We start from the raw sequence: 25914 nt of genomic DNA on the forward strand, positions 1-25914 counted from the left end.
AGCCCTGCTGATAAAGGGAGAAAATGCCTTGACTGAAAGCATTTTTATCTGGCAGCATGAATGAAGTTCACCTCCTGAGTTGGCATCGGGACCAATTTCTTTAGGGAAATTGTAAAGATGTTCCGGCATTTATGCCGTTATCTAAATGAAGTGAACTTGAATGCTGAAATTCAGGTTAATTAGGGTGGTACCGCGAATACATAAACCTCGTCCCTTTTATAGGGATGGGGTTTTTTTGTGTTCTAATTCAAAGTAAAGCGAATCAAAGCTTATGCAATTCATGCAAAATTACAAGGAGGAAACGAACAGTGGAAGCGAAATTAAAGGAACTGCAAGAAGAAGCTTTAAAAGCAATAGCAGCCAGTGAAAGCGTAAAAGAGTTAAATGACATAAGAGTAGCTTATCTTGGCAAAAAAGGTCCCATTACAGAAGTATTAAAAGGAATGGGAAAATTATCTGCAGAAGAACGTCCGAAAATGGGTGCTTTAGTCAATGTCATTCGTGATGAGATTACAAGCCATATTGAAAAGAAGCAAACGATGTTAGAAGAAGCAGAGGTTCAAAAGAAAATCGCTTCGGAAACAATCGACATTACACTTCCAGGGCGTCCAGTTGCTGTTGGGAATCACCATTCTTTAACAAGAGTGATTGAGGAAGTAGAGGATTTATTTATTGGAATGGGCTATACGGTAGAAGAAGGTCCAGAGGTTGAAGTCGATTACTATAATTTCGAAGCATTGAACCTGCCGAAAAACCACCCAGCAAGAGATATGCAGGATTCCTTCTATATCACAGAAGAACTGCTTTTAAGAACACATACTTCACCAGTTCAAGCACGTACAATGGAGAAGCATAAAGGAAAAGGACCTGTTAAAATTATCTGTCCAGGTAAAGTGTATCGCCGTGATAATGATGACGCGACACATTCCCATCAATTTATGCAAATTGAAGGACTTGTTATTGATGAAAATATTCGTATGAGCGACCTTAAAGGTACGCTTGAAGTATTCGCGAAAAAAATGTTCGGAAATGACAGAGAAATCCGTCTGCGTCCAAGCTTCTTCCCATTCACAGAGCCTTCTGTTGAAGTCGATATTTCTTGCAGTATTTGTAAGGGAGCAGGCTGCAGTGTATGTAAAGGCACTGGCTGGATTGAAGTACTTGGAGCAGGGATGGTTCATCCGAATGTACTGGAAATGGCAGGATTTGACTCGAAGAAATATTCTGGGTTTGCCTTTGGAATCGGTGCAGAACGTATCGCAATGCTGAAGTATGGAGTTGACGATATTCGCCACTTCTATACAAATGATATCCGTTTCTTAAAACAATTTTCAGTGCCAGAATATTAAGGTTGGAGGAGAAAGCAAATGTTAGTTTCTTATAAATGGTTGCAGGAATATATAGATCTAAATGATATAACACCAGAAGAATTAGCCGATCGCATCACAAGAAGCGGTATCGAGGTTGAAGGTGTTGAAGTATTGAATGAAGGCATGAAAAATATCGTCATCGGACATGTGCTTGAGCGTGAGCAGCATCCAAATGCAGATAAATTAAATAAATGTTTAGTGGATGTCGGTGATGGTGAGCCAGTACAAATCGTTTGTGGCGCACCAAATGTCGATGCTGGTCAAAAAGTGGCTGTCGCTAAAGTTGGAGCAGTCCTGCCAGGCAACTTCAAAATTAAAAAGGCGAAGCTGCGCGGTGAGGAATCAAATGGAATGATTTGTTCCCTTACTGAGCTTGGCATTGAATCAAAGCTTGTTGCAAAGGATTTCTCAGAAGGTATTTTCGTGTTCCCAAGTGATGTGGAAGTAGGAAGAGATGCACTTGAGTATTTGCAGCGTGATGATGCAGTTCTTGAATTAGGACTGACACCAAACCGTTCTGATTGCTTAAGCATGATTGGAGTTGCCTATGAAGTTGCAGCAGTGTTAAGCAAGGATGTTAAGCTTCCTGCTGTTGAATATCCGCAAGCAGCAGAAAAAGCATCTGATTATATTAGTGTTAGAGTGGAAAACAGTGAAGATGCTCCATTATACACTGCTAAAATTATTAAAAACGTTAAGGTTGCGCCATCGCCACTATGGATGCAAGGAAGACTGATGGCTGCTGGTATCCGTCCGCATAATAATGTTGTCGATATCACGAACTATATTCTGCTTGAATACGGTCAGCCTCTTCATGCATTTGATTATGATCGTCTTGGCTCAAAGGAGATTCTTGTGAGAAGAGCAAAAGCAGGCGAAACAATTACTACTTTGGATGATGCAAAGAGAACATTATCTGAGGATAATCTGCTGATTACAAATGGTGAAACTGGTGTGGCTGTCGCTGGTGTTATGGGTGGAGCAAACTCAGAGGTTCAAAATGATACAACGACTGTTCTTCTTGAATCTGCTTATTTTGAAGCTGGAGTTATCCGTAAATCTTCCAAAACATTAGGATTAAGAAGTGAAGCAAGTGCAAGATATGAAAAAGGGATTGATCCAAATCGTGTCCGTCAAGCTGCAGACAGAGCAGCACAATTGCTACAGCTTTATGCTGGCGGTGATGTGTTGGAAGGTGAGGCAACAGTTGATGCACTTAAAGCTGAGCCGAAGGTTGTATCCATCACACTTGAGAAGCTGAACAATGTTTTAGGAACTTCTTTAACTGACAATGAAGTTACTGATATATTCAAAAGACTGCAATTCGAGACGTCTGTGGAAAACGGCAGCTTTACAGTGACAGTTCCGACAAGAAGAAATGACATTACTATTCCAGAAGACTTAACAGAAGAAGTGGCAAGACTTTTCGGCTATGATGAAATTCCGACAACTCTGCCAATTGGTGCTTCTATCCCTGGAGCATTAACAGAGTATCAGAAGAAACGTCGTTCTGTTCGCAAATACTTAGAAGGTGCTGGCTTGTATCAAGCTATCACATATGCATTAACAAGTGACAAGAAGGTACAGCAGTTTGCACTTGAAAAAAGAAACCCAGTTCGTTTGGCAATGCCAATGAGTGAAGAAAGAGCGTTGTTAAGACAAAGCATTATTCCGCAACTGCTTGAGGTAGTTAAGTATAATGCAGCACGTCAAAATGACAGTCTTGCCGTGTATGAAACTGGTGTAGTGTTCTTAGAAACCGAACAAAATCAGCTTCCAGAGGAAAGAGAGCATGTTGCCGGAGCAATCACTGGTTCTTGGGTAAATCATGTTTGGCAAGGCGAGAAAAAGCCAGTCGATTTCTTCGTTTTAAAAGGTGTGCTTGAAGGATTGTTCCAAAAACTTGGCGTATCTAAGTCAATCGAGTTTACGCGCGGTACAATGGATGGAATGCATCCTGGAAGAACAGCTGACATTTTGTTCAACGGTGAGTCAATCGGCTTCGCAGGCCAAGTGCATCCACAAGTTCAAAATGAGCTTGATTTGAAGGAAACGTATGTCTTCGAATTAGACTTAAGCAAACTGCTGGCATCAGAAGTAAACGAGCTGCAATATACAACAATTCCAAGATTCCCAAGCGTAACAAGAGATATTGCACTTGTTGTCGACACAACAATTCTAGCTGGCGACATTCAAAACATTATCGTCGAAGCAGGCGGTTCTCTACTGAAAGAAGTGCAAGTATTTGACTTGTACGAAGGCGATAAAATGGAAGAGGGCAAAAAATCAATTGCATACTCTCTGAAATACTTCGATCCAGAACAGACTTTAACAGATGAAATGATAACAAAATCACATGACAAAGTGCTAGAGGCTGTTAAAGAAAAAGCCGGAGCAGTGTTAAGAGGTTAACACAATGAAGAAATAAGATTATTGATTAACGATGCAAGGGGAGACTTTTACTTGTAGCGAAAAAAGCTGGCCATTACGGCCAGCTTTTTTGTGCGATTAAATAGTTAGAAGCTGTAAAACTTGCTCCATTTAACATGCAATGACTTCCCACCTAAAGTCACTTCATGGTATGATATAGATTAGGATTCTGTAGAATTGGAGGCAATATAGTGTCAGATGTACAAAAAAACCGTACGAATGTGAAAATATATGGAACGGAATATGTAATAGTTGGCCAAGAATCTTCTAATCATGTTCGATTGGTTGCCTCTATCGTAGACAAAAAGATGCGCGAGATAAACGGGAAGAATACATCCCTTGATTTAAATAAATTAGCAGTGTTGACAGCTGTGAATATTGTAAATGACTATATTAAGTTAATAGATCGCGTCGAAGAATTGGAGAATGAATTAAATAGAGAAAAGGGCTGAATAAAGTTCATGTTAGATATAATCGTCATTATCCTGCTGATTTTTGGTCTATTGAGAGGACTAAAACGAGGCTTCATCCTGCAAATCATTCATTTGACAGGGTTTATCGTTGCTTTTATTGTGGCAACGAAATATTATATACCATTCTCAAGTAAATTAAATTTGTGGATACCTTATACGAATACAAGTGAGAACAGTTTCGTTCAAGGCCTTTTTGGCAGCATGAATTTAGAAGAGGTATTTTATCGCGCAATTGCCTTTGCGGTGATTTTTTTTGCTGTGAAAATAATTTGGCAAATTATCGGAAGCATGGTCGATTTTGTTGCAAGTCTTCCCATTCTTAAACAGCTTAATACTTGGGCAGGTGCCGTGCTAGGCTTTGTTGAGACATATTTAGTGCTGTTTATTTTGCTGTATATTGCCGCACTGCTGCCTGTCGAATTTATCCAGACACATTTAAACACTTCCTTCATTGCAGCAGGCATTATCGAGAACACCCCGTATTTCTCGGAAAAGATTAAAGAAATATGGTTCGAATATGTTGGCTCCTAATGGGCAGTTAAACTCTTCCGGCAAAATGAGGCTGGGGGAGTTTTTCTGTTGTAATTTAAGCATCAACATATTATAGAAAAGCAGCAGAACATGTTATGATATTATTGTTTGACAAAATTAGGGGAAACATACTAATCAATAACAGGATTATGTAGGTGATTATAATGACAACAAAAAAAGAAGTAGTACGGCAATTAGAACAAATTGCGATATATATGGAATTAAAAGGAGAAAACTCCTTTAAAATAAGTGCATTTAGAAAAGCAGCACAAGCGTTAGAGACAAATGAACATACGCTTGAGGAAATAGCGGACTATACTGCATTGCCTGGTATAGGCAAGGGAACGGCTGCTGTAATCGAGGAATTTATCGCAACAGGAGAGTCTTCCGTTTTAAAGGAGCTGAAGGAAGAAGTACCAAAAGGGTTAATTCCTTTATTGCAGCTTCCAGGTCTTGGCGGCAAAAAAATCGCGAAGCTCTACAAGGAATTAGGAATTGAAAATGCAGAGGACTTAAAGCTTGCTTGCCAAAACAAAAAAGTGCAAGCACTTAGTGGTTTCGGCAAAAAAACAGAAGACAAAATCATAGAAGCGCTCGACAGCTTTGGTTCAAGACCAGACCGTCTGCCGCTTGCCTATATGCTCAGGGTAGCATTTTCGATTGAATCTGAATTGGAAAAAATGGCGGAAATCGACAGGTTTTCTCGTGCAGGAAGCATAAGAAGAATGCGGGAGACTATCAAGGATTTAGACTTTATTATTGCCACAAATTCACCGTCTGAGGTGAAGGAGAGATTGCTTTCATTAGACGGAATAAAGGAAGTCATAGGTGCAGGCAAAACGAAGGTAAGTATTGTCCTTGAGTTAGAATTTGACGTCTCTATTGATTTCCGTCTTGTGAAGCCAGAGGAATTTGCAACAACACTTCATCATTTTACAGGAAGTAAGGATCATAATGTAAGGATGAGGCAGCTTGCCAAGGAGCGCGGCAAAAAAATCAGTGAGTATGGTGTGGAGGATACAGAAACAGGGGAAGTGGAAACATTCACGACAGAAGCTGAATTTTACAACTATTTTGGTTTACCATTCATTCCTCCAGAAATGCGCGAGGACGGAAAAGAGGTCGAGGATTACAAAGAAGATTTGCAGATTGTTTCTCTTGAAGATATCAAAGGTGACTTACATATGCATACAACTTGGAGTGATGGCGCATTTTCAATCGAAGAAATGATTGAGGCAAATAGACAGCGCGGCTACAATTATATGGCGATCACTGATCACTCTTTTTATTTGAAGGTAGCAAACGGCTTATCCCCTGAGCGTTTGAAAGAGCAGCTAGGTAAAATTAAAGCACTCAATGAGAAGTATGATGATATTACCATTCTTGCAGGTATTGAAATGGATATTCTGCCAGACGGTTCACTCGACTATGACGATGAGCTTCTTGAACAAATGGACATTGTTATTGCATCCATTCATTCGTCCTTTTCACAGCCTAAAAAGAAAATAATGGAACGTTTGGGAACTGCTCTTCGTAATAAACATGTCGATATTATTGCACATCCGACAGGCAGGAAAATCGGCAAAAGGGACGGCTATGAAGTCGATATGGAGGAGTTAATTAAGCTTGCGAAAGAGACAAATACAGTGCTTGAGCTTAACAGCAATCCGAATCGCCTTGATTTGAATGCAGAATATGTCAAGATGGCGCAAGAGGCGGGAGTTCATCTCGTCATTAATACAGATGCCCATCATACGAAGGAGCTTGCCTATATGGGCATTGGTGTTTCAACAGCAAAAAAGGGCTGGATAAAAAGAGATACGGTGATAAATACATGGGATACAGATAAACTGTTGGATTTCTTAAAGAATCGCCATCAATAATAGCTAATAAAAAAAGATAATGATAACTATGGGATTGCTAAAAAAGGTAAAGGAGAAAACTCCATGCAAGAAAGAGCATTAAAGACATTAGAATTTGATAAGATTAAAAGTCAGTTGCTAGAGCATGTCTCTTCCTCACTAGGAATGGCAAAAGCAACTGAGTTAATGCCTTCCACAAATTATGAAGAAGTCGTGCAATGGCAGGAAGAAACAGATGAAGCAGCAAAGGTTGTCCGAATGAGAGGGAATATCCCGTTAAGCGGCATCCATGATATTCGTCCACATGTTAAACGCTCAACCATCGGGGGGATGCTTAGCCCTGTTGAATTAAATCAAATAGCAAGCACAGTTCATGTGAGCAGGCAAATAAAAAGATTCACAGAGGAATTTCATCAAGATGAGCCAATACCGATTTTGTTCGGGCTCGCTGAGCAAATTATAGTCCTTGCAGAGGTAGAAGAAGAAATTAAGATGGCAATTGATGAACAAGGAAGCGTTGTGGATAGCGCTAGTGAAGCACTGCGTGCCCTTCGCAATCAGCTAAGAAGGAATGAATCAAAGGTCAGAGAAAAGCTTGAAGGTATGATACGTTCATCAAGTGCTGCTAAGATGCTGTCAGATACCATCATTACTATCCGGAATGACCGTTATGTTATTCCAGTAAAACAAGAATACAGAGGCCATTATGGAGGGATAATCCATGATCAAAGTGCGTCTGGCCAAACATTGTTTATAGAGCCCCAATCTGTTGTTACCCTTAATAATGAGCTTTCAGGAATTCGTGTAAAGGAACAACAGGAAATTGACAGGATTTTGGCACAGCTGACGGTCCTTGTAGCAGAGCATCGGGAAGAACTTCTGTCCATTGTTGAAATCCTGAAGGATATTGACTTTATGTTTGCAAAAGCAAAATACGGTCAACGGATTAAAGGCACGAAACCAAAGATTAATAATGAAAGAAGAATTAATCTTTTTAAAGCAAGACATCCGTTAATTCCAATCGATCAGGTCGTTGCAAATGATGTTGCCTTAGGAGATACGTATTCCGCTATTGTTATAACAGGACCGAACACTGGTGGTAAAACAGTAACACTGAAAACAGTTGGACTTTGCACACTAATGGCACAAGCAGGCTTACAAATACCTGCACTTGATGAATCCGAAATGGGTGTGTTTGAGGCAGTTTATGCAGATATTGGCGATGAACAGTCCATCGAGCAATCATTAAGTACATTCTCCTCCCATATGGTTAATATCGTAAGCATCTTAGAAGACGTTAACAGCAATAGTCTTGTGCTGTTTGATGAGCTTGGTGCAGGAACAGATCCACAGGAAGGAGCGGCACTTGCTATTTCCATCCTAGATGAAGTGAACAAACAGGGAGCAAGAGTAATAGCGACTACCCATTATCCAGAGCTGAAGGCTTATGGATATAACAGAGAAGGGGTAGTGAATGCCAGCGTTGAATTTGATGTGGAGACATTAAGTCCAACTTACAGGCTGTTAATCGGTGTTCCTGGCCGAAGCAATGCCTTTGAAATTTCGAAGCGTCTTGGCTTAAAAGAGGATGTTATCGAAACAGCCAGATCTCACGTGAGTGATGAAACAAACAAAATCGAAAATATGATTGCATCACTTGAAGAAAGCCGCAGAGCAGCAGAAATCGAGCATAAAGAAGCAGCAGAATTGCTGAAGCAGGCAGATATACTGCACCGTGACTTGCAAAAGCAGGTTATGGAGTATTATGAGAAAAAAGAAGCGCTTGAAGAAAAGGCAAAGAAAAAAGCGGCAGATATCGTAGAAAATGCGCGGGCAGAAGCAGAAACGGTTATTTCTGATTTGCGGAAGATGCAGTTGGAAAAACGAGCGGAAATTAAAGAGCATGAACTGATTGATGCTAGAAAACGCCTTGAGGATGCTGCTCCAAAGACTGCTATTAAACGAAAAGAAGCAGCAAAAACGAGTCATGAACTCCAGCCTGGTGATGAAGTCAAGGTGCTGACATTCGATCAAAAGGGTCAACTAATTGAAAGGGTTTCTGCTAAAGAGTGGCAAGTTCAAATCGGTATTATGAAGATGAAAGTAAAAGAGCGTGACTTGGAATTTATTAAAGCACCTAAAGTGGTTGAAACAAAACCGCTGGCAACAATCAGAGGTAAAGACTTCCATGTAAGCCTTGAGCTCGATTTGCGCGGGGAAAGATATGAAAATGCGTTGGCGCGTGTGGAGAAATATATTGATGACAGTCTGCTTGCAGGCTATCCGAGAGTCTCTATCATACATGGTAAGGGAACCGGCGCATTACGTACAGGTGTGCAAGAATACTTGAAAAACCACCGTTCTGTCAAAAGTATCCGCTTCGGTGAGGCAGGAGAAGGCGGCAGCGGCGTTACGGTTGTTGAGCTTAGATAAGAGTTTATAGAAATAGGAGAGGGGATGCCAGATGAATTCCTTTTGGAGTAATGAATATGTGAACACCGCTGGCGATTATAGTGTTGTCATCCTTAGCATTGTTGTGTTTTTAGCCGTGTTTGAACTGGTAACAAAATACAATAACTGGGAGGAAATAAAAAAAGGGAATGTCGCCGTTGCGATGGCCACAGGCGGAAAGATATTCGGGATTGCGAACGTGTTCAGGCATTCTATCATGCAAAATGACTCATTGCTGACAATGATTGTCTGGGGAATATTCGGTTTCTTCCTATTGCTAATCGGCTATTTCATCTTTGAGTTTTTAACACCAAAATTCAAAATCGATGAGGAAATAAAAAATGATAACAGGGCGGTTGGCCTCATTTCCATGATTATTTCCATCGGCTTATCTTATATTATAGGTGCCGGAATATCCTAAGCATAAAAAAAAGATTCGTTCCATTTGGAACGGGTCTTTTTTTTGTACACAGAAACTGCCCTTTTTAATTTTGGGCTTATTTTAAATATCCATTGGTATCTCCCCGCCATATAATAAGCTAGTACTATTTATTATATGTTAGGAGGAGTCGGTTTGGAAACGGAAAAACCATGGCTGTCGCTTTATCCAGGCGAAACAGCCAAAAATGTCTATTATAAAGCAGAAACCTTGCCACAGCTGCTGCGTAACGCAGCAAAGGAATATCCGAAGCATAAAGCCATTCACTTTATGGGGAAGGAATTAACCTTTAAGCAAACATTTGAAAGGGCGAGTATTCTTGCAGCATATCTGCAAGAAACAGGAATTACAAAAGGAGAAAGGGTTGCAGTCATGCTTCCTAATATCCCGCAAACCGTTATTAGTTTTTATGCTATCATGCTTGCAGGCGCCATTGTAGTCCCAGTTAATCCGCTCTATAAAGAAAGAGAAATAGAATTCATTCTCAACGACTCAGGCGCAAAAGCAATTATTACCCTCGATATCCTGTATAACCGCGTGAAAAGTGTACAAGAAATGACAAGTGTTGAGCATATCCTTGTTACCTCCATCAGTGAATTTCTTCCATTCCCTAAAAATCTATTTTACCCATTTATTCAAAAGAAAGAGTATGGTTATATCCCTTCTGTTAAGCACGAGGGTAATACCCATTTACTGAAAAAAATCTGGAGCTTGCCAATAGCAGACTTGAAAGATGTCAGCATCAACTTTGAAGAAGACTTGGCAATCATTCAGTACACTGGGGGGACAACCGGCTTTCCAAAAGGTGTTATGCTGACACACCAAAATCTTGTCGCAAATACGTCTATGTGCCGTCAATGGCTGCATAAGCTCGAAAAAGGCAAGGAAAAGCTGTTAGCGATTATGCCTCTCTTCCATGTTTATGGCATGATGACAGTTCTTGTCCTTTCTGTAATGGAAATTTATCAGATGATCTTACTGCCGAAATTTGATGCCACAACTGCTTTAAAGACGATTGAAAAACAAAAGCCGACTGTTTTTCCAGGGGCGCCGACAATCTATATTGGCCTCTTAAACCATCCGGACATCAATAAATATGATTTATCCTCAATTGTTGCGGCAATAAGTGGTTCTGCCCCACTGCCTAAGGAGATTATTGACCGCTTTGAAGAAAAGACTGGTGGAAAGCTTGTCGAAGGGTATGGGCTAACGGAAGCATCGCCAGTAACACATGTTAATTTTGTCTGGGATCATGAAATTGTTAAAGGAAGCATTGGAGTGCCATGGCCTGGTACAGATGCTGCTGTTATCTCTCCAGAAACTGGGGAAGAGCTGCCTTACGGTGAAATCGGCGAATTGGCAGTGAAGGGACCACAAGTTATGAAAGGCTATTGGAATAATCCAGCCGAAACAGAGCTTGTCTTAAAGGATGGCTGGCTATATACGGGCGACCTGTGTTACATGGATGAACGAGGCTATTTCTATATTGTAGACCGGAAAAAGGACACGATTATCGCAAGTGGCTTTAATATCTATCCACGCGAAGTGGAGGAGGTATTATACGAGCACCCTGCGGTTCAGGAAGCGGCGGTTGTTGGGGTGAAGGATTCCTATCGTGGGGAAACAGTGAAGGCCTTTATCGTATTAAAAGAAGGAGCACAAACATCTGAAGATGAGTTGAATAAATATATGAGGGAGAGAATCGCTTCATTTAAAGTACCGAGAATATATGAGTTCCGTAAAGAATTGCCAAAATCAGCAATTGGCAAAATTTTAAGAAGAGAATTGAAAGAGAATTGAAAGAGAATGGAACAGAAGAAGGGAGATAGTGGGGATGAACATCATCGTCTTGCTTTCCATCGTTGTGGAGGCAAATCAGCCAATCACGATTGAAAACGGGCAGATTTTGGACAAAAACATAAAAGAAGTAATTAATCCGCCAGATGAGGCTGCACTTGAAGAAGCACTGCTGTTGAAAGAGCTTTATGGAGGAAGTATTACCGTTGTAGCAGTACACCATCAGGATGCAGAGAAGCATCTAAGAAGGGCACTCGCAATGGGTGCAGACAGCGCACTTCTTATTCAGACAGAAGCAAGCTTGGAGCCGTCTTCCATTGCCAAAATCATTGCGCAGAATATGAAGGACCTATCATTTGACCTAATCCTTGCAGGCGATTTTTCCACAAATGGCGGGTCGGGACAAGTGGGACCAAGAGTCGCAACCATTTTGGAGCTGCCTATCATCACAAAGGCAGAAAGAATCGAATTAGAGAAAGGCGCTGTATTTGTCACAAAGGAAAGCAATGGTGATTTAGAGACATATAAAGGCTCATTCCCTGTTTTGCTAACAATTCCACAAGGACTGCATAAACCGCGTTTGCCTATTCTCGCAAACATAATGAAAGCGAAACAAAAGCCATTTGAAAAAAGAACCGCTTCATTAGAACAAACTGATATCCAGACACACAGCTTCCATTTTCCTGTTGCTGACAGGAAAAGGATCATGCTGCAAGGAGAGCTTCATGAACAGGTAAGTGAATTGGCGCAACTGATTAAAGAGCATATACAAGAGTGACGGGAGGGGAAGAATAATGGATGGAAAAATTGTCATTATCGCAGAAAAAAGACGGGAAAAACTTCATCCTGTCACATTGGAATGTATAGAAGCAGCCAAAGGAATTTCAGGTACTGGCGAAATCATTGTCCTCGTTTTTGGGGATGAGGAAGAGGAGGAATTGGCTGAAAATCTTTTATATCACGATGCAGACAGAATAATCTTTATGAAAAACAGTCGCCTATCACGATTAGAGCCGGAAAGCCTGCTTCCATTAATCCAGCAAACAGCTGAAGCGGAACAGCCTTCCTTACTAATGTTTGGCCAAACAGATTTGGGTAAAACACTTGCAGCAGCTTTATCAGAAAAAATCAATCTCCCTCTTGTTTCAAATATAGTGGAAATCGAAAAAGCCAACACATTACTAGTCACTAGACAAATTCTTTCAGGTAATGTTTTGGAAAAGGTACAAACGAACTCTCCTTGCATTCTCAGCTTAAAACAAAAGGCTTGGAAAGCAAATACCAGGCTTCAGGAGAAAAAGGGGAAGCTAGAAACAATCCATCCGACTGTTAAGGAACCTTCCTTTTCCTTAGTCAGGCTTGAGAAAAAACATACTGGCAAGGAAGAGCTGGCAAATGCTAAAGTAATTGCAGCTGCAGGAAGAGGCGTACAAAATGAGAAAGGCTACCGCCTTGTTCAGGAGCTTGCCAAAACTTTAAAAGGAACAGTTGGAGTGTCCCGCGGAGCTGTTGAAATTGGAGTCTGTGATGCCGCAAATCAAATTGGGCAAACAGGAGAGACTGTTGCACCAAAAATGTATATTGCTTGTGGCATATCTGGAGCCATCCAGCATCTAGTTGGTGTAACAGCTGCTGAAATGATTATAGCTATTAATAATGATGCTGAGGCACCGATTTTTCAAAACGCTGATTATGGATTAATTGGGGATGTTTTTGAAGTTCTGCCGTTATTGAAGAAGGAGCTAGATTTACTATAGAGAAGGATGCAAGCGCTGGTTAGAAGGTCTGAATAGATGCTGATGCAGATGGGAAAAATGAAGGACGAAACAAATTATTAGCATCATCATGCAAACGGTGGTATACTTTGGTTTATTATCAGGTATAACACTACTTAGGAGGCATATAAATGGCTATATCACATGCAACAGATCAAAACTTTTCAGAAGAAACAGGTTCAGGCGTAGTCCTTGCAGACTTTTGGGCACCTTGGTGCGGACCATGTAAAATGATTGCACCAGTATTAGAAGAATTGGATACAGAAATTGGCGATAAAGTTAAAATCGTAAAAATCGATGTTGACGAAAACCAAGAATCTGCTTCTAAATTCGGCGTAATGAGCATCCCAACATTGTTGGTATTCAAAGACGGAGAAGTTGTCGATAAAGTTGTCGGCTTCCAACCTAAAGAAGCTCTTTCTGAACTATTGGCAAAACACGTTTAATGCAAAAACAACCCCTGGGACCTTCCTTGGGGTTCTTTTTTTTAATCAGCACTTCTTTTTGGAAAAATCCTCATTGCCTTCCTTCAAATTACAAACACTCATAGTTGCCGAAATCAAACTTCTGCCCTATCATATATAATAGTACTTATGTTCTGTATTAACAGGTGCGTTCAGGGAGGGACTGCAATGAACGATACGATAAAAAACAAACTGATGCTTTTGCCTGATCAGCCAGGATGCTATTTGATGAAGGATAGACAAGGGACGATCATTTATGTAGGAAAAGCAAAGGTGCTAAAAAACCGCGTCCGCTCGTATTTCACTGGCTCTCATGACGGGAAAACTTTAAGGCTAGTCAATGAAATTGAAGACTTTGAATATATTATCACCTCTTCTAATATAGAGGCACTTATCCTTGAAATTAACTTAATTAAAAAGCATGACCCCAAATACAACATTATGCTTAAGGATGATAAGACCTATCCTTTTATTAAGCTGACTGCGGAAAGACATCCACGCTTAATTACGACACGAAATGTGAAAAAGGATAAAGGCAAGTACTTTGGACCATATCCGAATGTACAGGCAGCAAATGAAACGAAAAAGCTGCTAGACCGCATTTATCCGCTGCGCAAGTGCACTACACTGCCTGACAGGGTATGTCTTTATTATCATTTAGGACAATGTCTTGCACCTTGTGTAAATGAAGTGCCGAAGGAAGAATACCGCAGAATGGTTGATGAAATTACGAAGTTCCTTAATGGCGGATATAAAGACATAAAAAAAGAGCTCACAGAAAAAATGACCGCAGCAGCAGAGGAGCTTGATTTCGAACGGGCAAAGGAATTCAGAGATCAGATTGCTAATATTGAAGCTACAATGGAAAAACAAAAAATGATGATGACAGATCTTGTGGATAGAGATGTTTTCGGATATTCAGTAGACAAAGGCTGGATGTGTGTTCAAGTCTTTTTCATTAGACAAGGAAAGCTGATTGAGCGTGATGTAAGCATGTTCCCTATTTATCAAGAGCCGGAAGAGGAAATGCTCACATACTTCGGACAGTTTTATTCTAAGGCTAATCATTTCAAGCCGAAGGAAATTCTTATTCCGGATTCCATTCAAGGAGAATTAGTCGAAGAACTGCTTGATGTGAAGGTCATCAAACCACAGAGAGGACAAAAAAAGGATCTTGTTCTCTTAGCTAACAAAAATGCAAAAAATGCCCTGCATGAGAAATTTGCCCTGATTGACAGGGATGAGGACCGCACAATAAAGGCAGTCGAAAATTTAGGCAGGCAAATGGGGATTTACACACCACATCGCATTGAAGCATTTGACAACAGTAATATTCAAGGGACTAATCCAGTATCTGCCATGATTGTTTTTGTAGATGGAAAAGCGGCGAAAAAGGACTATCGAAAATATAAGATTAAGACTGTTCAAGGCCCAGATGATTATGAATCAATGCGCGAGGTTGTCCGACGAAGATATGCGCGTGTATTGAAAGATGGACTGCCGATGCCAGATCTTATTTTAGTTGATGGAGGAAAAGGTCATATTGAAGCGGTAAAAGAAATTCTCCTTGATGAGCTGGCACTCGATATCCCAGTTGCAGGCTTGGCTAAGGATGATAAGCATAGAACTTCCCAGCTTCTTTACGGTAATCCGCTTGAAATCATCCCATTGGGAAGAAACAGTCAGGAATTTTATTTACTGCAACGCATACAGGATGAAGTCCATCGCTTTGCGATCAGCTTTCACCGGCAAATCCGTTCCAAAAATGCTTTCCAATCAATGCTTGATGATATTTCAGGCATTGGCGAAAAACGACGAAAGCTGCTGTTAAAAACGTTTGGATCTGTTAAAAAAATGAAAGAGGCAACCATTGCTGAATTCACAGCCATTGGAATTCCTGCTGCTGTTGCCGAGGAGCTAAAGGAAAAATTAAAAGATTGATTGTATTTTTATGCAAAAAAATAAAAATCATTATTGTTAACTTAAAAACGGTATGCTATAATGATGGCAACTTATAACTTAATAAGTGAAGGTAGAGGTGCGAGCTTCAATAGTAATAATTCGGAGAAGAATGAGCTTCCGTGAAGAATTATGAAAGGGAAAATCGCCGAAGTGAAGGGATAACTCATCATTCCTTTGCTGGTTTTGCATTGAATAAATGTAAGACTGTCAAAACAAGGAACTGTTTTGGAGAGCTATCTCGCTGTTTGTGCACTTTTTATGTATTTACCTGCACGGCAATGAGATGTTCTCATTGCCTTTTTTGTTGTTTTTTTTTAAAGAATAAGGCAATAGAACAAAACTTCTAAGAGGAAAAGGGGAATAGCTGTGGGATTAGTAGTACAAAAATTTGGCGGAACATCTGTAGGCAGTGCTGAAAGAATCAAGCATGTTGCGGAAAGAGTAATGGAAGAAAAAAATCGTGGAAATGATGTCGTTGTTGTCGTTTCGGCAATGGGAAAAACAACAGACTCATTAGTGAAACTTGCTGGTGAAATAACAGATAAGCCGAGCAAACGTGAAATGGACGTGCTTTTGACAACAGGCGAACAAATCACAATCAGCTTATTGGCGATGGCTTTAAACGAAAAAAATGTTGAGGCAATTTCATTCACAGGCTGGCAAGCAGGAATGGAAACAGAAGCAGTCCATGGAAATGCCCGCATTTTAAATATAAAAACAGAGCGAATTGAAGAGCATTTAATGGATGGCAAGGTTGTTATTGTCGCAGGCTTCCAAGGTATTACAGAAGGCGGAGACATCACAACACTTGGCCGCGGCGGCTCAGATACAACAGCGGTTGCACTTGCTGCAGCGCTTAAAGCAGATAAATGTGACATTTATACAGATGTTACTGGTGTATATACGACAGATCCACGCTATGTGAAAGAAGCACGTAAGCTGCTTTCGATCTCATATGACGAAATGCTTGAGTTGGCAAACTTGGGTGCAGGGGTGCTTCATCCTCGTGCAGTAGAATATGCGAAAAACTACCAAATGCCGCTTGTCGTTCGTTCAAGCATGGAACAAGAAGAAGGAACTATCATCGAGGAGGAAGTATCAATGGAACAAAATTTAGTAGTGCGCGGAGTAGCATTTGAAGATAATATTACGAGTGTAACGGTGTTTGGCTTGAAAAACTCATTAACAAGCCTTTCAACAATCTTCTCAACACTGGCATCCAATCAAATCAATGTCGATATTATCATTCAAAGCTTGACAGAAAGCCAAGCAACAAACCTTTCTTTCTCTATTAAAGACAGTGATTTGGATGAGACAGTTAAGGTGCTTGAGGAAAATAAAGCAGTACTTGGCTATGATAAAGTCGCTTCAGAGCAAGGTCTTGCAAAAGTTTCCATCGTTGGATCTGGCATGATTTCAAACCCAGGTGTAGCAGCAGACATGTTTAAAGTGCTAGCAGAACAAGACATCGTTATTAAAATGGTCAGCACATCAGAAATCAAAGTTTCTACAGTTATTGAAAAAGGCAATATGGTTAAAGCTGTTGAAACACTTCATGATGCATTTGACTTGAGCAACCTGCCTGTTATAAATGCATAATAATAAAACAGATTATATGTAAGACGGTGGTTATCATTCTTCATGCACAAAAGAGGCTGAGACAAACCAAAATATAAATTATCTAAACACGGAATAATAAATTATCTAACTTTAAAAATATTGGGCTTGAGTATCAATAGAGTGTGGCTTTAGAATTAGTTCGTTTCATTATGCTGACCCACTCGCCTTCCGCGGGGAGGAGGATGGGCCTCCTGTTGGGTCTAAATCTTCACTATTTCCCGCAGGAGTCGAGTGCCTCCGCTCCATAAGATTTTAAGAAATGTATTAAAACTAAAACACCAAGTAAAAAACTGAACTATTAATCGATAAAATAGTTCAGTTTTACCCAACACTTAAATACTTTTGTCCCAGTCACTTTTACATTATTCTTGGAAGAATCTCTTTAATACATCCTGCGTTCCACTTTCTCTTGGAACCAAAATATAGCGAGAATATACCTCGGTTCCCGTCTTTAATTCCTCATCCATTAATTCAAACACATCAAGAACCTTTACTAGCTTCCAGCATACTGTTTCTTCATACTGATTTTTATAATTGAGTTCTGCTTCTCGTCCGATTTTTTCACCAAGTATACCAGCTTCTTCAGGCGATTCTGCTTTAACTAATCTATGACTTTCCTCATACGTTTTTGTTGAGTTGTCATAATTCTCATCAACGTGTTTTGGGTTCCCCGCGTGAACAGATTCATACAGAAGTGCCACGACAAACCACTTTTTGGCAGACATTTTTGGACCTCCTTTAAGTCACAAGTAATTTTATCTTTATTTTACATGGAATTCATCGCAGTACAACAGGTATTACTAAAAGCGGATAATTGGAAAATCGCCCAATAAAAAAGCGTGAATCCAATGAAGAATTCACGCAGAAACCTGTATCGTAATTTTTTATGCAGGGTCTTTACTATCCCAGCGGACAGTAATCGTAATTTTTTTACCGCGGCGTTTTGGATCTTCAAACGCTTCTGCAACTACTTCTCGTATTTGCTCATGCTGCTGTGCTAAATAGCCTGCTTCGAGCTGAAACGTGCATTTCCCTTTTTCCTTGAGCCTTCTTTCAATTAACGGGCTTGAGAGAGCATATTCCATTTCGTTTTTATTTGCTTTCACAATTTCGAGATGACCCCAGCCTGCTTTTTCAAAAAAAGCAGCAGCCTCTTCCAAGTGATCCAGTGGAAATGTTCGGGCAATTCTTTTTCCGGCCCAATATAAGATATCAGGAGTGTCTCTCCCAAGCAAGTCAGGTATGAGGATTTCACGCAGCAGTTCGTATCCATATGCAGGTACGGTAAGAGAGTCTTCCTCCACTTTCGTTATTTGTTCTTCCGTTGTAATCTCGCTCAATTGTCTCTCTCCTCTTTCTACAATTCTATAAATATATGTTAATAAATTCTGTATATGCTTCGTAATTTCGACAAAAAATATATCGCTTTAATAGTATACTGTAAAATCGGGAAAAAAACATAGCAATAAGGGAATAATAACAGGAAAATCAGGTCTATTTTATTAGTTCCGTATGGCAAAATAACACATGATAGATAGCTTCTCGTTTCTTAGAAAAATTCAAGTGAAGAAAAAGCTAAGGTCCTACTGGCATCTGGTCTATTAGCTTCTTTTATTTTTCCTGTACGCACTTGTTTCTATGCTAGAAAATAAAGTAGAAATTTTTCCAAGAGCAAAATCATATAATAAAAAAGGATAAATAAATCTAGAATAAATGTATCCGTTTTCTTGACCGAGATTTTTATTGGGGGTACAATGAAATTGTCACAGAATTGTAAGTTTTCTATCTTGTAATCGCTTTTATGAGTAAAAAGAACTATTTCATCATTTGGGGGGGAAAAGTATGGCAAAAAATCGAGAGTTTCTGTTCAGAAGATTACATTCATTACTGGGGGTCATTCCAGTAGGTGTATTTTTGATACAGCACTTGGTAGTTAACCACTTTGCTACAAAGGGACCGGAATCATTTAATAAGGCAGCTGGCTTTATGGAGCAATTGCCGTTTCGTTACTTTTTGGAAATTTTCGTAATTTTTTTACCAATCATTTATCATGCTGTATACGGTATTTATATTGCTTTTACAGCCAAGAACAATACAAAAAACTATGGGTATTTCCGAAATTGGATGTTTTATATCCAAAGGATCACAGGCATTGTGACATTAGTATTCATTGTATGGCATGTTTGGGAAACACGGGTACAGGCTCAACTGGGGAAAGAAGTCGATTATAACATGATGGAGGAAATCTTAGGAAATCCTTGGATGTTTGCCTTCTATTTAGTTGGTGTTGTCTCTACTATCTTCCATTTCTCTAACGGTTTATGGTCATTCTGTGTCAGCTGGGGTATAACTGTTACACCTAAATCTCAAAGAATCAGTACATATGTTACGATTGGAATATTTATTGTGTTAACAACAATTGGCGTTAGGGCACTTTTAGCTTTTGTATAAGTATATAGATTAATAGAGCACTAGATTAAGGGAGTTGGAATAAATGAGTAAAGGGAAAGTAATCATTGTAGGCGGCGGTTTAGCAGGATTAATGGCCACAATTAAAGTAGCAGAAACTGGGACACCTGTTGAATTGTTTTCCCTTGTGCCTGTTAAGCGTTCCCATTCTGTTTGCGCACAAGGCGGCATAAATGGTGCGGTAAACACGAAAGGAGAAGGAGATTCTCCTTGGGAGCATTTTGATGACACAGTGTATGGCGGAGATTTCTTAGCAAACCAGCCTCCAGTTAAAGCAATGGCAGAAGCTGCACCTGGAATTATCCATTTGCTTGACCGTATGGGCGTTATGTTCAACAGAACACCGGAAGGCCTGCTGGATTTCCGCCGTTTTGGAGGAACGCAATACCACCGAACAGCATTTGCTGGGGCAACAACAGGCCAGCAGCTTTTGTATGCATTAGATGAACAGGTACGCAGATACGAGGTAGATGGACTAGTAGTCAAGTACGAAGGCTGGGAATTTCTTGGGGCAGTTCTTGATGATGAAGGTGTTTGCCGAGGTATTAAAGCACAGGATTTAAAAACAATGGAAATTAAAGCTTTCCCTGGTGATGCTGTCGTCATGGCAACAGGCGGGCCTGGTATTATCTTTGGAAAGTCCACGAACTCTGTTATTAATACAGGTTCAGCAGCCGCAATTACTTATCAGCAGGGCGCATATTATGCAAATGGCGAGTTTATTCAAATCCACCCGACAGCTATTCCTGGAGATGACAAGCTGCGCTTAATGAGTGAATCAGCTCGTGGTGAAGGCGGAAGGGTTTGGACATATAAAGATGGAAAACCATGGTACTTCCTTGAAGAAAAATACCCTGCCTACGGCAATCTAGTGCCAAGGGATATTGCAACGAGAGAAATTTTCCATGTGTGTGTGGATCAAAAGCTTGGTATTAATGGAGAAAATATGGTGTATTTGGACTTGTCTCACAAGAATCCAAAGGAGCTTGACATTAAACTTGGCGGTATCATTGAAATTTATGAAAAGTTTATGGGAGACGACCCACGCAAAGTGCCGATGAAGATTTTCCCTGCCGTTCATTATTCAATGGGCGGATTATGGGTCGACTATGACCAGATGACAAATATTCCTGGATTGTTTGCGGCAGGAGAATGTGATTATTCACAGCATGGTGCAAACCGTTTAGGTGCAAACAGCTTGCTGTCTGCTATTTATGGCGGTATGGTAGTTGGTCCGAATGCAGTTAAGTACATCAATGGTTTAAGCAAAAGCGCTGATGACTTATCATCCGCTCTTTATGATAAAGCAGTTCAGGAAGAGCAAGGAAAATGGACTGACATCATGAAGCTTGATGGAACAGAAAATGCTTATGTACTGCACAAGGAATTAGGAGAATGGATGACAGATAACGTCACAGTTGTTCGCTATAATGACAAACTGCAGGATACGGACAACAAAATTCAGGAATTACTGGAACGCTATCAAAACATCAACATTAATGATACAGCGAAATGGAGCAACCAAGGTGCTGTCTTTACCCGTCAGCTTCAAAATATGCTGCAACTTGCAAGAGTTATAACAATTGGAGCATATAATCGTAATGAAAGCCGTGGCGCTCATTATAAACCTGATTTTCCAGACAGAAATGATGAAGACTTCTTGAAAACAACAATGGCCAAGTTCGTATCAGAGAAGGAAGCGCCAAGCTTCCATTATGATGAGGTTGATACATCACTTATCAAGCCTAGAAAGCGGGATTATTCGAAACAAAAAGAAGGAGTGAAATAAAATGGGGGAAGCAAGTACGGTTACATTTCTGATTACAAGACAAGATGATCCAGATACAGCACCATATGCAGAAGAGTTTAAATTGCCTTATAGACCAAATATGAATGTCATTTCTGCCTTAATGGAAATACGAAGAAACCCGGTTAACAGCAAAGGTGAAAAAACAACTCCTATCTCTTGGGATATGAACTGCTTAGAGGAAGTATGCGGTGCTTGCTCAATGGTCATTAATGGCAAACCAAGGCAGTCATGCACAGCCTTAGTAGATCAGCTGGAGCAGCCGATCCGCTTGGAGCCAATGCGTACATTCCCAGTTGTAAGAGACTTACAGGTTGATAGAACCCGTATGTTTGACAGCTTGAAAAAGGTAAAGGCTTGGATACCAATCGATGGCACTTATGATCTTGGACCAGGACCAAGAATGCCAGAGAAGAAAAGACAATGGGCATACGAATTATCTAAATGCATGACATGCGGTGTGTGCCTAGAAGCTTGCCCTAATGTTAACAGCAAATCAGACTTTATGGGACCAGCCCCATTATCTCAAGTACGACTCTTTAATGCACATCCAACAGGAGCAATGAACAAGTCAGACAGACTTGAGAAAATTATGGGGGATGGCGGTCTTGCCAATTGCGGTAACTCGCAAAACTGTGTTCAATCATGTCCGAAAGGAATACCATTGACAACATCGATTGCAGCCCTAAACAGAGATACTACCTTTGAAGCATTCAAAAGCTTTTTTGGCAGTGACAGTGTTTAATTCAAAAACAAAAGGCACCTCTATTTATAGAGGTGCCTTTCTTCATTGTTATTAAAGCTTTTTTTCCAGCTCTTTCTTTTCTTGAACTGCACTTAGCAATTTTAACCCTTTTAATGAAGGGATTTTCTCATCAAGCTTTTTTATGGCAGCATGTACTTGTCCCTTTTTGGCTAGCATCTCCACCTCAAGGAAAAACAGAAGTAAATCATCGTGGATTTGCTGTTTATTTTGTTCGTAGACTTTGTAATCGTCAAATTCAAGTGCGATTGCAGCTGAATAGTATGCTTTTTGTTTGCGATTATTTAAGGACGGAAGAAGCTCCTGCGCTTCCGTAAACCGTTCTTGCTTAGAAAGAAGAAGGAACCGCAAACCAACAGCCGCTTGAGGAGAGCGGATTTTTTGCAGCTGTTCCTCTGCCTTGTTTAAATCATCCTGAAACAGATAATAGAGAAATTGATGCTGCGGATTTCTGGCATTGTTTAAGGTTTGTAATATTTTATCCACTCTTTTTTCAAACAGAAACGGATACATAGCACGATATAGAAACAAAAAAATAAAGATTATATAGGTGATACCTACATATACAGCCGGTACATTAAACCAGCCTGCAGCAAAGGAAATAAGCAATAATAGAATAAATAAAAGAATCAATGTAGAACCTCCATTTCATAGGTAAATTCTACCGTTTCCCTCTGTTTTTGTATAGATATTCCTGCATATTTTAATAGGAAGTCATCCCATAAAAATATCTGGATTAAACATCCTATTCTCCCTTGATATTATTTGCGGATTTAAGATACAAAGGTACTGGCATAAAGTAAGCAATGGCGCTTTAAAGTTAGGACACCAGAGAAGTCACTGCTTCCCTTTTTTTCAGTGCGATTTCATCGTTAAGCTTTGCTTTGAATAGTCCCCTGCTAATTGGCATCCTTTTTCCTTGTTTGTTTTTAAAATTGTATTTAGGGTGAGTGTCACGCTTTTAGTTAATTCTCATACAATACGTTGTAGTACTTTATAAAGAAATGGGGACTGTATGCGATGCCAACTTCCTATATGGACTATACGAAACCAGATGTCAGCTATTTTTCAGACGTGAACAAAAACCGTCTAAATACTCGCAATGCTGATAACTACATCAACCGATTAGGCAGGGATGTCTTAAACACTCTCGGTGAGGTTTCTTTATTAGATATTTATTTAAGCAATGGAAGGGTAGTCGAACCACATTATCATCAAAACGCGGCAGAGCTTGTTTACTGCATCTCTGGGTCTGCAGTCGTTTCATTGATTAATCCTTTCACTAACAAAGTATCCAATATTCCCATAAGGCCAGGCCAAGTGGCCAACATCCCTCAAGGATGGTGGCACTGGGAAATAGCCTCGGAAGATAAAACCCATTTGCTTGCCATTTTTGATGCCCCGTACCCTGAGTATATATTTGGTTCTGATATTCTTACTAAAACACCAGTCGAAGTGCTCGCACACACATATTGTCTTGACCCCGTCCAACTGAAAAAAACCCTTGCTCCGCTGAAAAATGACACCATTGTGATAGGACCTACAGATGAATGTTTGCAAAAGCAAAGGCATCAATCTACTTCTGACTATCATTATGGCCGAAATAATCCATACAGCATGCAGCAGCCATTCTATCCATATGGCTACTATTGAGCAAATCTACAAATAAGAAAAGTAATGTCTTACCTGCATTGGAAAGGGATACACGGCACAGAAAATACAGCAGTTATTTCAAGAAAAAAACGCAGTCCATTTTCAGATAATACAGTCACTACAATGCTTTATCTCACATAATATATTCAGACTATAATATATACCCATCCCATAGTTCATAGCTGGCAAAGGCAAGGAGGGTTACACTACTTGAAGGAGAATGAATTTACTCACAAGCCATTATTAACAAAAAGGGAAAGAGAAGTATTTGAACTCTTGGTTCAAGACAAAACGACCAAGGAAATCGCGAGTGATTTGTTCATCAGCGAAAAAACAGTTCGCAACCATATTTCTAATGCGATGCAAAAGCTGGGCGTAAAGGGGCGTTCACAGGCTGTTGTAGAACTCCTAAGAATGGGAGAACTAGAGCTATAATTTACGGAAGGTGACTTTAAAAAAGCTTTAAGAATCCTGTCTATGGGAGGGATGATTGCAGCTTTTAGAGTCACCTTTTCTGATTTATATAAGTTGACTATATGGCATGCATTTTAGACTGGGTGACAGCAGATAGTGCTGTCATTTTTTTGTTGGATGCTTCCAGTAAAGGCATTTTAGCCTATACGTTTACGATTTGCTCAATCTAGACTATAATTATTATTAAGTAGTGTGGATGATAGATAAATTGGACAGATAATAGGAGATGTAGCAATGAATGTAGAAGAAAAGAACTCTAAAGAGTATTCAGATATGATAGCAATCATTGAGAAAGATATGAGATACATTTCTGGCATCATCAAACAGAAGGGCCGAGAAATTTTAAGCAATTATACAATTACACCGCCTCAATTTGTTGCATTGCAATGGCTTTTTGAAGATGGAGACATGACAATCGGTGAATTATCGAATAAAATGTATCTAGCCTTCAGTACGACAACTGATTTGGTTGACAGAATGGAAAAGAATGAATTGGTTCAGCGAGTGAAGGACCCTAATGACCGTCGAGTTGTACGTATTCATTTACTGGATGAAGGCAAAAGGCTGATCGATGAAGTAATCAAAAAAAGACAAATGTATTTACAGGAAGTTTTGGGTAATTACTCACTGGAAGAAGTTGCACATTTAAAAGACAACTTCATTAGATTGCATCAAGAAATGCGGGAAAAATGAGGCGGTAAGTTTGGAAAGACCAATAGGAGTTATAGATTCAGGTGTTGGCGGATTAACTGTCGCAAAAGAAATTATGAGACAGCTGCCAAACGAAAAGATCATTTATTTGGGAGATACGGCAAGATGTCCGTATGGGCCAAGATCTGGGGAAGAAGTAAAAGCATTTACATGGGAATTGACGCGGTTTTTGCTGCTGAAAAATATTAAAATGCTTGTCATCGCCTGCAACACAGCGACTGCTGTCGCCCTTGAAGAAATAAGGGAGCAGCTATCCATCCCAGTCATCGGTGTAATTGTTCCTGGTGCAAGAACGGCGATAAAAGTGACGAGAAACAACTATATTGGCATGATTGGTACGATCGGAACAGTTAAAAGTAATGCGTACGAAAAGGCGCTAAAGCAGATTAACAAAAAGGTGCGCACTGAAAGCCTCGCATGTCCAAAATTTGTTCCTCTTGTGGAGAGTGGAGAATACGATGGGCCTGTCGCAAAACGCATCGTAAAGCAAACTCTTGCTCCATTAAAAGGAATTGGTATTGATACACTTATATTAGGATGTACACATTACCCTCTTTTGGAAAAGGTTATCCGAGAGGAAATGGGGGACAAGGTTAAAGTGATCAGCTCTGGAGCAGAAACAGCGCGAGAAGTAAGCACAATCCTTGCACATAATAATCAGCTTGCCTTGCCACATGATAGCAATGAGCACGAGTTTTATACAACAGGATCAAGCGATATTTTCGCCAGAATTGCTTCAGATTGGCTCCATGAAAAGGTGGAAGCGGTTGAGACAATTAAGCTGATATAAAAGACTAAGCATAAAGTGCTTAGTCTTTTTTCTTTGAATTTAAAAATTAAAAAAATATTTTGAAGAGCTCGGT

General features: G+C 40.0%; 23 protein-coding genes, 1 riboswitch and 1 other annotated feature (1 of these 25 cut by a window edge). Of the genes, 20 read left to right on the forward strand and 3 right to left on the reverse strand.

Annotated features, from left to right (window positions below; all coding sequences use genetic code 11):
• Nucleotides 1-218 (forward strand) — a binding site (T-box leader) (it extends 31 nt beyond the left edge of the window).
• A gap of 90 nt (nt 219-308) precedes the next feature.
• The 13 genes from pheS to CEQ21_RS18030 all read left to right on the forward strand — a co-directional run bounded on the left by pheS (nt 309) and on the right by CEQ21_RS18030 (nt 17153).
• Nucleotides 309-1349: a phenylalanine--tRNA ligase subunit alpha gene (gene pheS / locus CEQ21_RS17970; RefSeq protein WP_185765699.1), complete on the forward strand. Its 1041-nt coding sequence runs from the start codon at nt 309-311 to the stop codon at nt 1347-1349.
• Nucleotides 1350-1367: 18 nt separating this feature from the next.
• A complete protein-coding gene (pheT, locus tag CEQ21_RS17975; RefSeq protein ID WP_185765700.1) occupies nt 1368-3782 on the forward strand; it encodes a phenylalanine--tRNA ligase subunit beta in 2415 nt (804 codons plus the stop codon).
• Between the two features lie 209 nt (nt 3783-3991).
• A complete protein-coding gene (zapA, locus tag CEQ21_RS17980) occupies nt 3992-4252 on the forward strand; it encodes a cell division protein ZapA (RefSeq protein WP_127737111.1) in 261 nt (86 codons plus the stop codon).
• A gap of 9 nt (nt 4253-4261) precedes the next feature.
• The gene (locus CEQ21_RS17985; RefSeq protein WP_185765701.1) at nt 4262-4804 is read left to right on the forward strand and encodes a CvpA family protein; all 543 of its coding nucleotides are present in this window, start codon (nt 4262-4264) and stop codon (nt 4802-4804) included.
• 164 nt (nt 4805-4968) lie between these two features.
• Nucleotides 4969-6687, forward strand: a complete 1719-nt coding sequence (polX, locus tag CEQ21_RS17990) for a DNA polymerase/3'-5' exonuclease PolX (RefSeq protein ID WP_419181597.1) — start codon at nt 4969-4971, stop codon at nt 6685-6687.
• A gap of 63 nt (nt 6688-6750) precedes the next feature.
• Entirely contained in the window at nt 6751-9099 is a 2349-nt protein-coding gene (locus CEQ21_RS17995; RefSeq protein ID WP_185765702.1) for an endonuclease MutS2, read from the forward strand.
• Between the two features lie 31 nt (nt 9100-9130).
• Nucleotides 9131-9538, forward strand: coding sequence for a DUF350 domain-containing protein (locus CEQ21_RS18000; protein ID WP_144456522.1), 408 nt, complete (start codon nt 9131-9133; stop codon nt 9536-9538).
• Nucleotides 9539-9691: 153 nt separating this feature from the next.
• Entirely contained in the window at nt 9692-11356 is a 1665-nt protein-coding gene (locus CEQ21_RS18005; protein WP_185765703.1) for a long-chain-fatty-acid--CoA ligase, read from the forward strand.
• Nucleotides 11357-11390: 34 nt separating this feature from the next.
• Nucleotides 11391-12131, forward strand: a complete 741-nt coding sequence (locus tag CEQ21_RS18010) for an electron transfer flavoprotein subunit beta/FixA family protein (RefSeq protein ID WP_185765704.1) — start codon at nt 11391-11393, stop codon at nt 12129-12131.
• Nucleotides 12132-12147: 16 nt separating this feature from the next.
• Nucleotides 12148-13110: an electron transfer flavoprotein subunit alpha/FixB family protein gene (locus tag CEQ21_RS18015; RefSeq protein ID WP_185765705.1), complete on the forward strand. Its 963-nt coding sequence runs from the start codon at nt 12148-12150 to the stop codon at nt 13108-13110.
• A gap of 149 nt (nt 13111-13259) precedes the next feature.
• Nucleotides 13260-13574 (forward strand): thioredoxin, encoded by a 315-nt coding sequence (trxA, locus tag CEQ21_RS18020; protein ID WP_127737126.1) that lies wholly within the window; start codon nt 13260-13262, stop codon nt 13572-13574.
• A gap of 186 nt (nt 13575-13760) precedes the next feature.
• Nucleotides 13761-15533, forward strand: a complete 1773-nt coding sequence (gene uvrC, locus CEQ21_RS18025) for an excinuclease ABC subunit UvrC (protein ID WP_185765706.1) — start codon at nt 13761-13763, stop codon at nt 15531-15533.
• A gap of 84 nt (nt 15534-15617) precedes the next feature.
• Nucleotides 15618-15798: riboswitch (Lysine riboswitch) on the forward strand.
• Nucleotides 15799-15920: 122 nt separating this feature from the next.
• Entirely contained in the window at nt 15921-17153 is a 1233-nt protein-coding gene (locus CEQ21_RS18030) for an aspartate kinase (RefSeq protein ID WP_185765707.1), read from the forward strand.
• A 383-nt stretch (nt 17154-17536) separates the two neighbouring features.
• On the opposite strand, the gene CEQ21_RS18035 is transcribed toward CEQ21_RS18030, so the two are convergent.
• Nucleotides 17537-17899, reverse strand: coding sequence for a DUF4288 domain-containing protein (locus tag CEQ21_RS18035; RefSeq protein WP_185765708.1), 363 nt, complete (start codon nt 17897-17899; stop codon nt 17537-17539).
• 159 nt (nt 17900-18058) lie between these two features.
• Nucleotides 18059-18514 (reverse strand): YslB family protein, encoded by a 456-nt coding sequence (locus CEQ21_RS18040; protein ID WP_185765709.1) that lies wholly within the window; start codon nt 18512-18514, stop codon nt 18059-18061.
• Nucleotides 18515-19016: 502 nt separating this feature from the next.
• On the opposite strand from CEQ21_RS18040, the gene CEQ21_RS18045 reads away from it, so the two are divergent.
• Genes CEQ21_RS18045 through sdhB form a run of 3 tightly spaced genes read left to right on the forward strand, consistent with a single transcriptional unit; the run spans nt 19017 to nt 22195 of the window.
• Nucleotides 19017-19625: a succinate dehydrogenase cytochrome b558 subunit gene (locus tag CEQ21_RS18045; protein WP_185765710.1), complete on the forward strand. Its 609-nt coding sequence runs from the start codon at nt 19017-19019 to the stop codon at nt 19623-19625.
• A 43-nt stretch (nt 19626-19668) separates the two neighbouring features.
• Nucleotides 19669-21432: a succinate dehydrogenase flavoprotein subunit gene (sdhA, locus tag CEQ21_RS18050; RefSeq protein ID WP_185765711.1), complete on the forward strand. Its 1764-nt coding sequence runs from the start codon at nt 19669-19671 to the stop codon at nt 21430-21432.
• 1 nt (nt 21433) lies between these two features.
• Nucleotides 21434-22195, forward strand: a complete 762-nt coding sequence (sdhB, locus tag CEQ21_RS18055) for a succinate dehydrogenase iron-sulfur subunit (RefSeq protein ID WP_185765712.1) — start codon at nt 21434-21436, stop codon at nt 22193-22195.
• A gap of 51 nt (nt 22196-22246) precedes the next feature.
• On the opposite strand, the gene CEQ21_RS18060 is transcribed toward sdhB, so the two are convergent.
• The gene (locus CEQ21_RS18060; RefSeq protein ID WP_185765713.1) at nt 22247-22846 is read right to left on the reverse strand and encodes a hypothetical protein; all 600 of its coding nucleotides are present in this window, start codon (nt 22844-22846) and stop codon (nt 22247-22249) included.
• A 387-nt stretch (nt 22847-23233) separates the two neighbouring features.
• Here CEQ21_RS18060 and CEQ21_RS18065 point away from each other — a divergent pair, with 387 nt between their 5' ends.
• From CEQ21_RS18065 to racE, 4 genes are all read left to right on the forward strand, one after another.
• The gene (locus CEQ21_RS18065; protein ID WP_185765714.1) at nt 23234-23866 is read left to right on the forward strand and encodes a cupin domain-containing protein; all 633 of its coding nucleotides are present in this window, start codon (nt 23234-23236) and stop codon (nt 23864-23866) included.
• A 210-nt stretch (nt 23867-24076) separates the two neighbouring features.
• A complete protein-coding gene (gerE, locus tag CEQ21_RS18070) occupies nt 24077-24301 on the forward strand; it encodes a spore germination transcription factor GerE (protein WP_016201768.1) in 225 nt (74 codons plus the stop codon).
• A 273-nt stretch (nt 24302-24574) separates the two neighbouring features.
• Nucleotides 24575-25033 carry a MarR family winged helix-turn-helix transcriptional regulator gene (locus CEQ21_RS18075; RefSeq protein WP_127737155.1) on the forward strand — a complete coding sequence of 153 codons (459 nt, stop codon included), beginning with the start codon at nt 24575-24577 and terminating at the stop codon, nt 25031-25033.
• 10 nt (nt 25034-25043) lie between these two features.
• The gene (gene racE, locus CEQ21_RS18080; RefSeq protein WP_185765715.1) at nt 25044-25841 is read left to right on the forward strand and encodes a glutamate racemase; all 798 of its coding nucleotides are present in this window, start codon (nt 25044-25046) and stop codon (nt 25839-25841) included.
• Nucleotides 25842-25914: the final 73 nt, after the last annotated feature.

Origin of the sequence: Niallia circulans (assembly GCF_007273535.1) — a bacterium.
Lineage (GTDB): Bacteria > Bacillota > Bacilli > Bacillales > Cytobacillaceae > Niallia > Niallia circulans_B.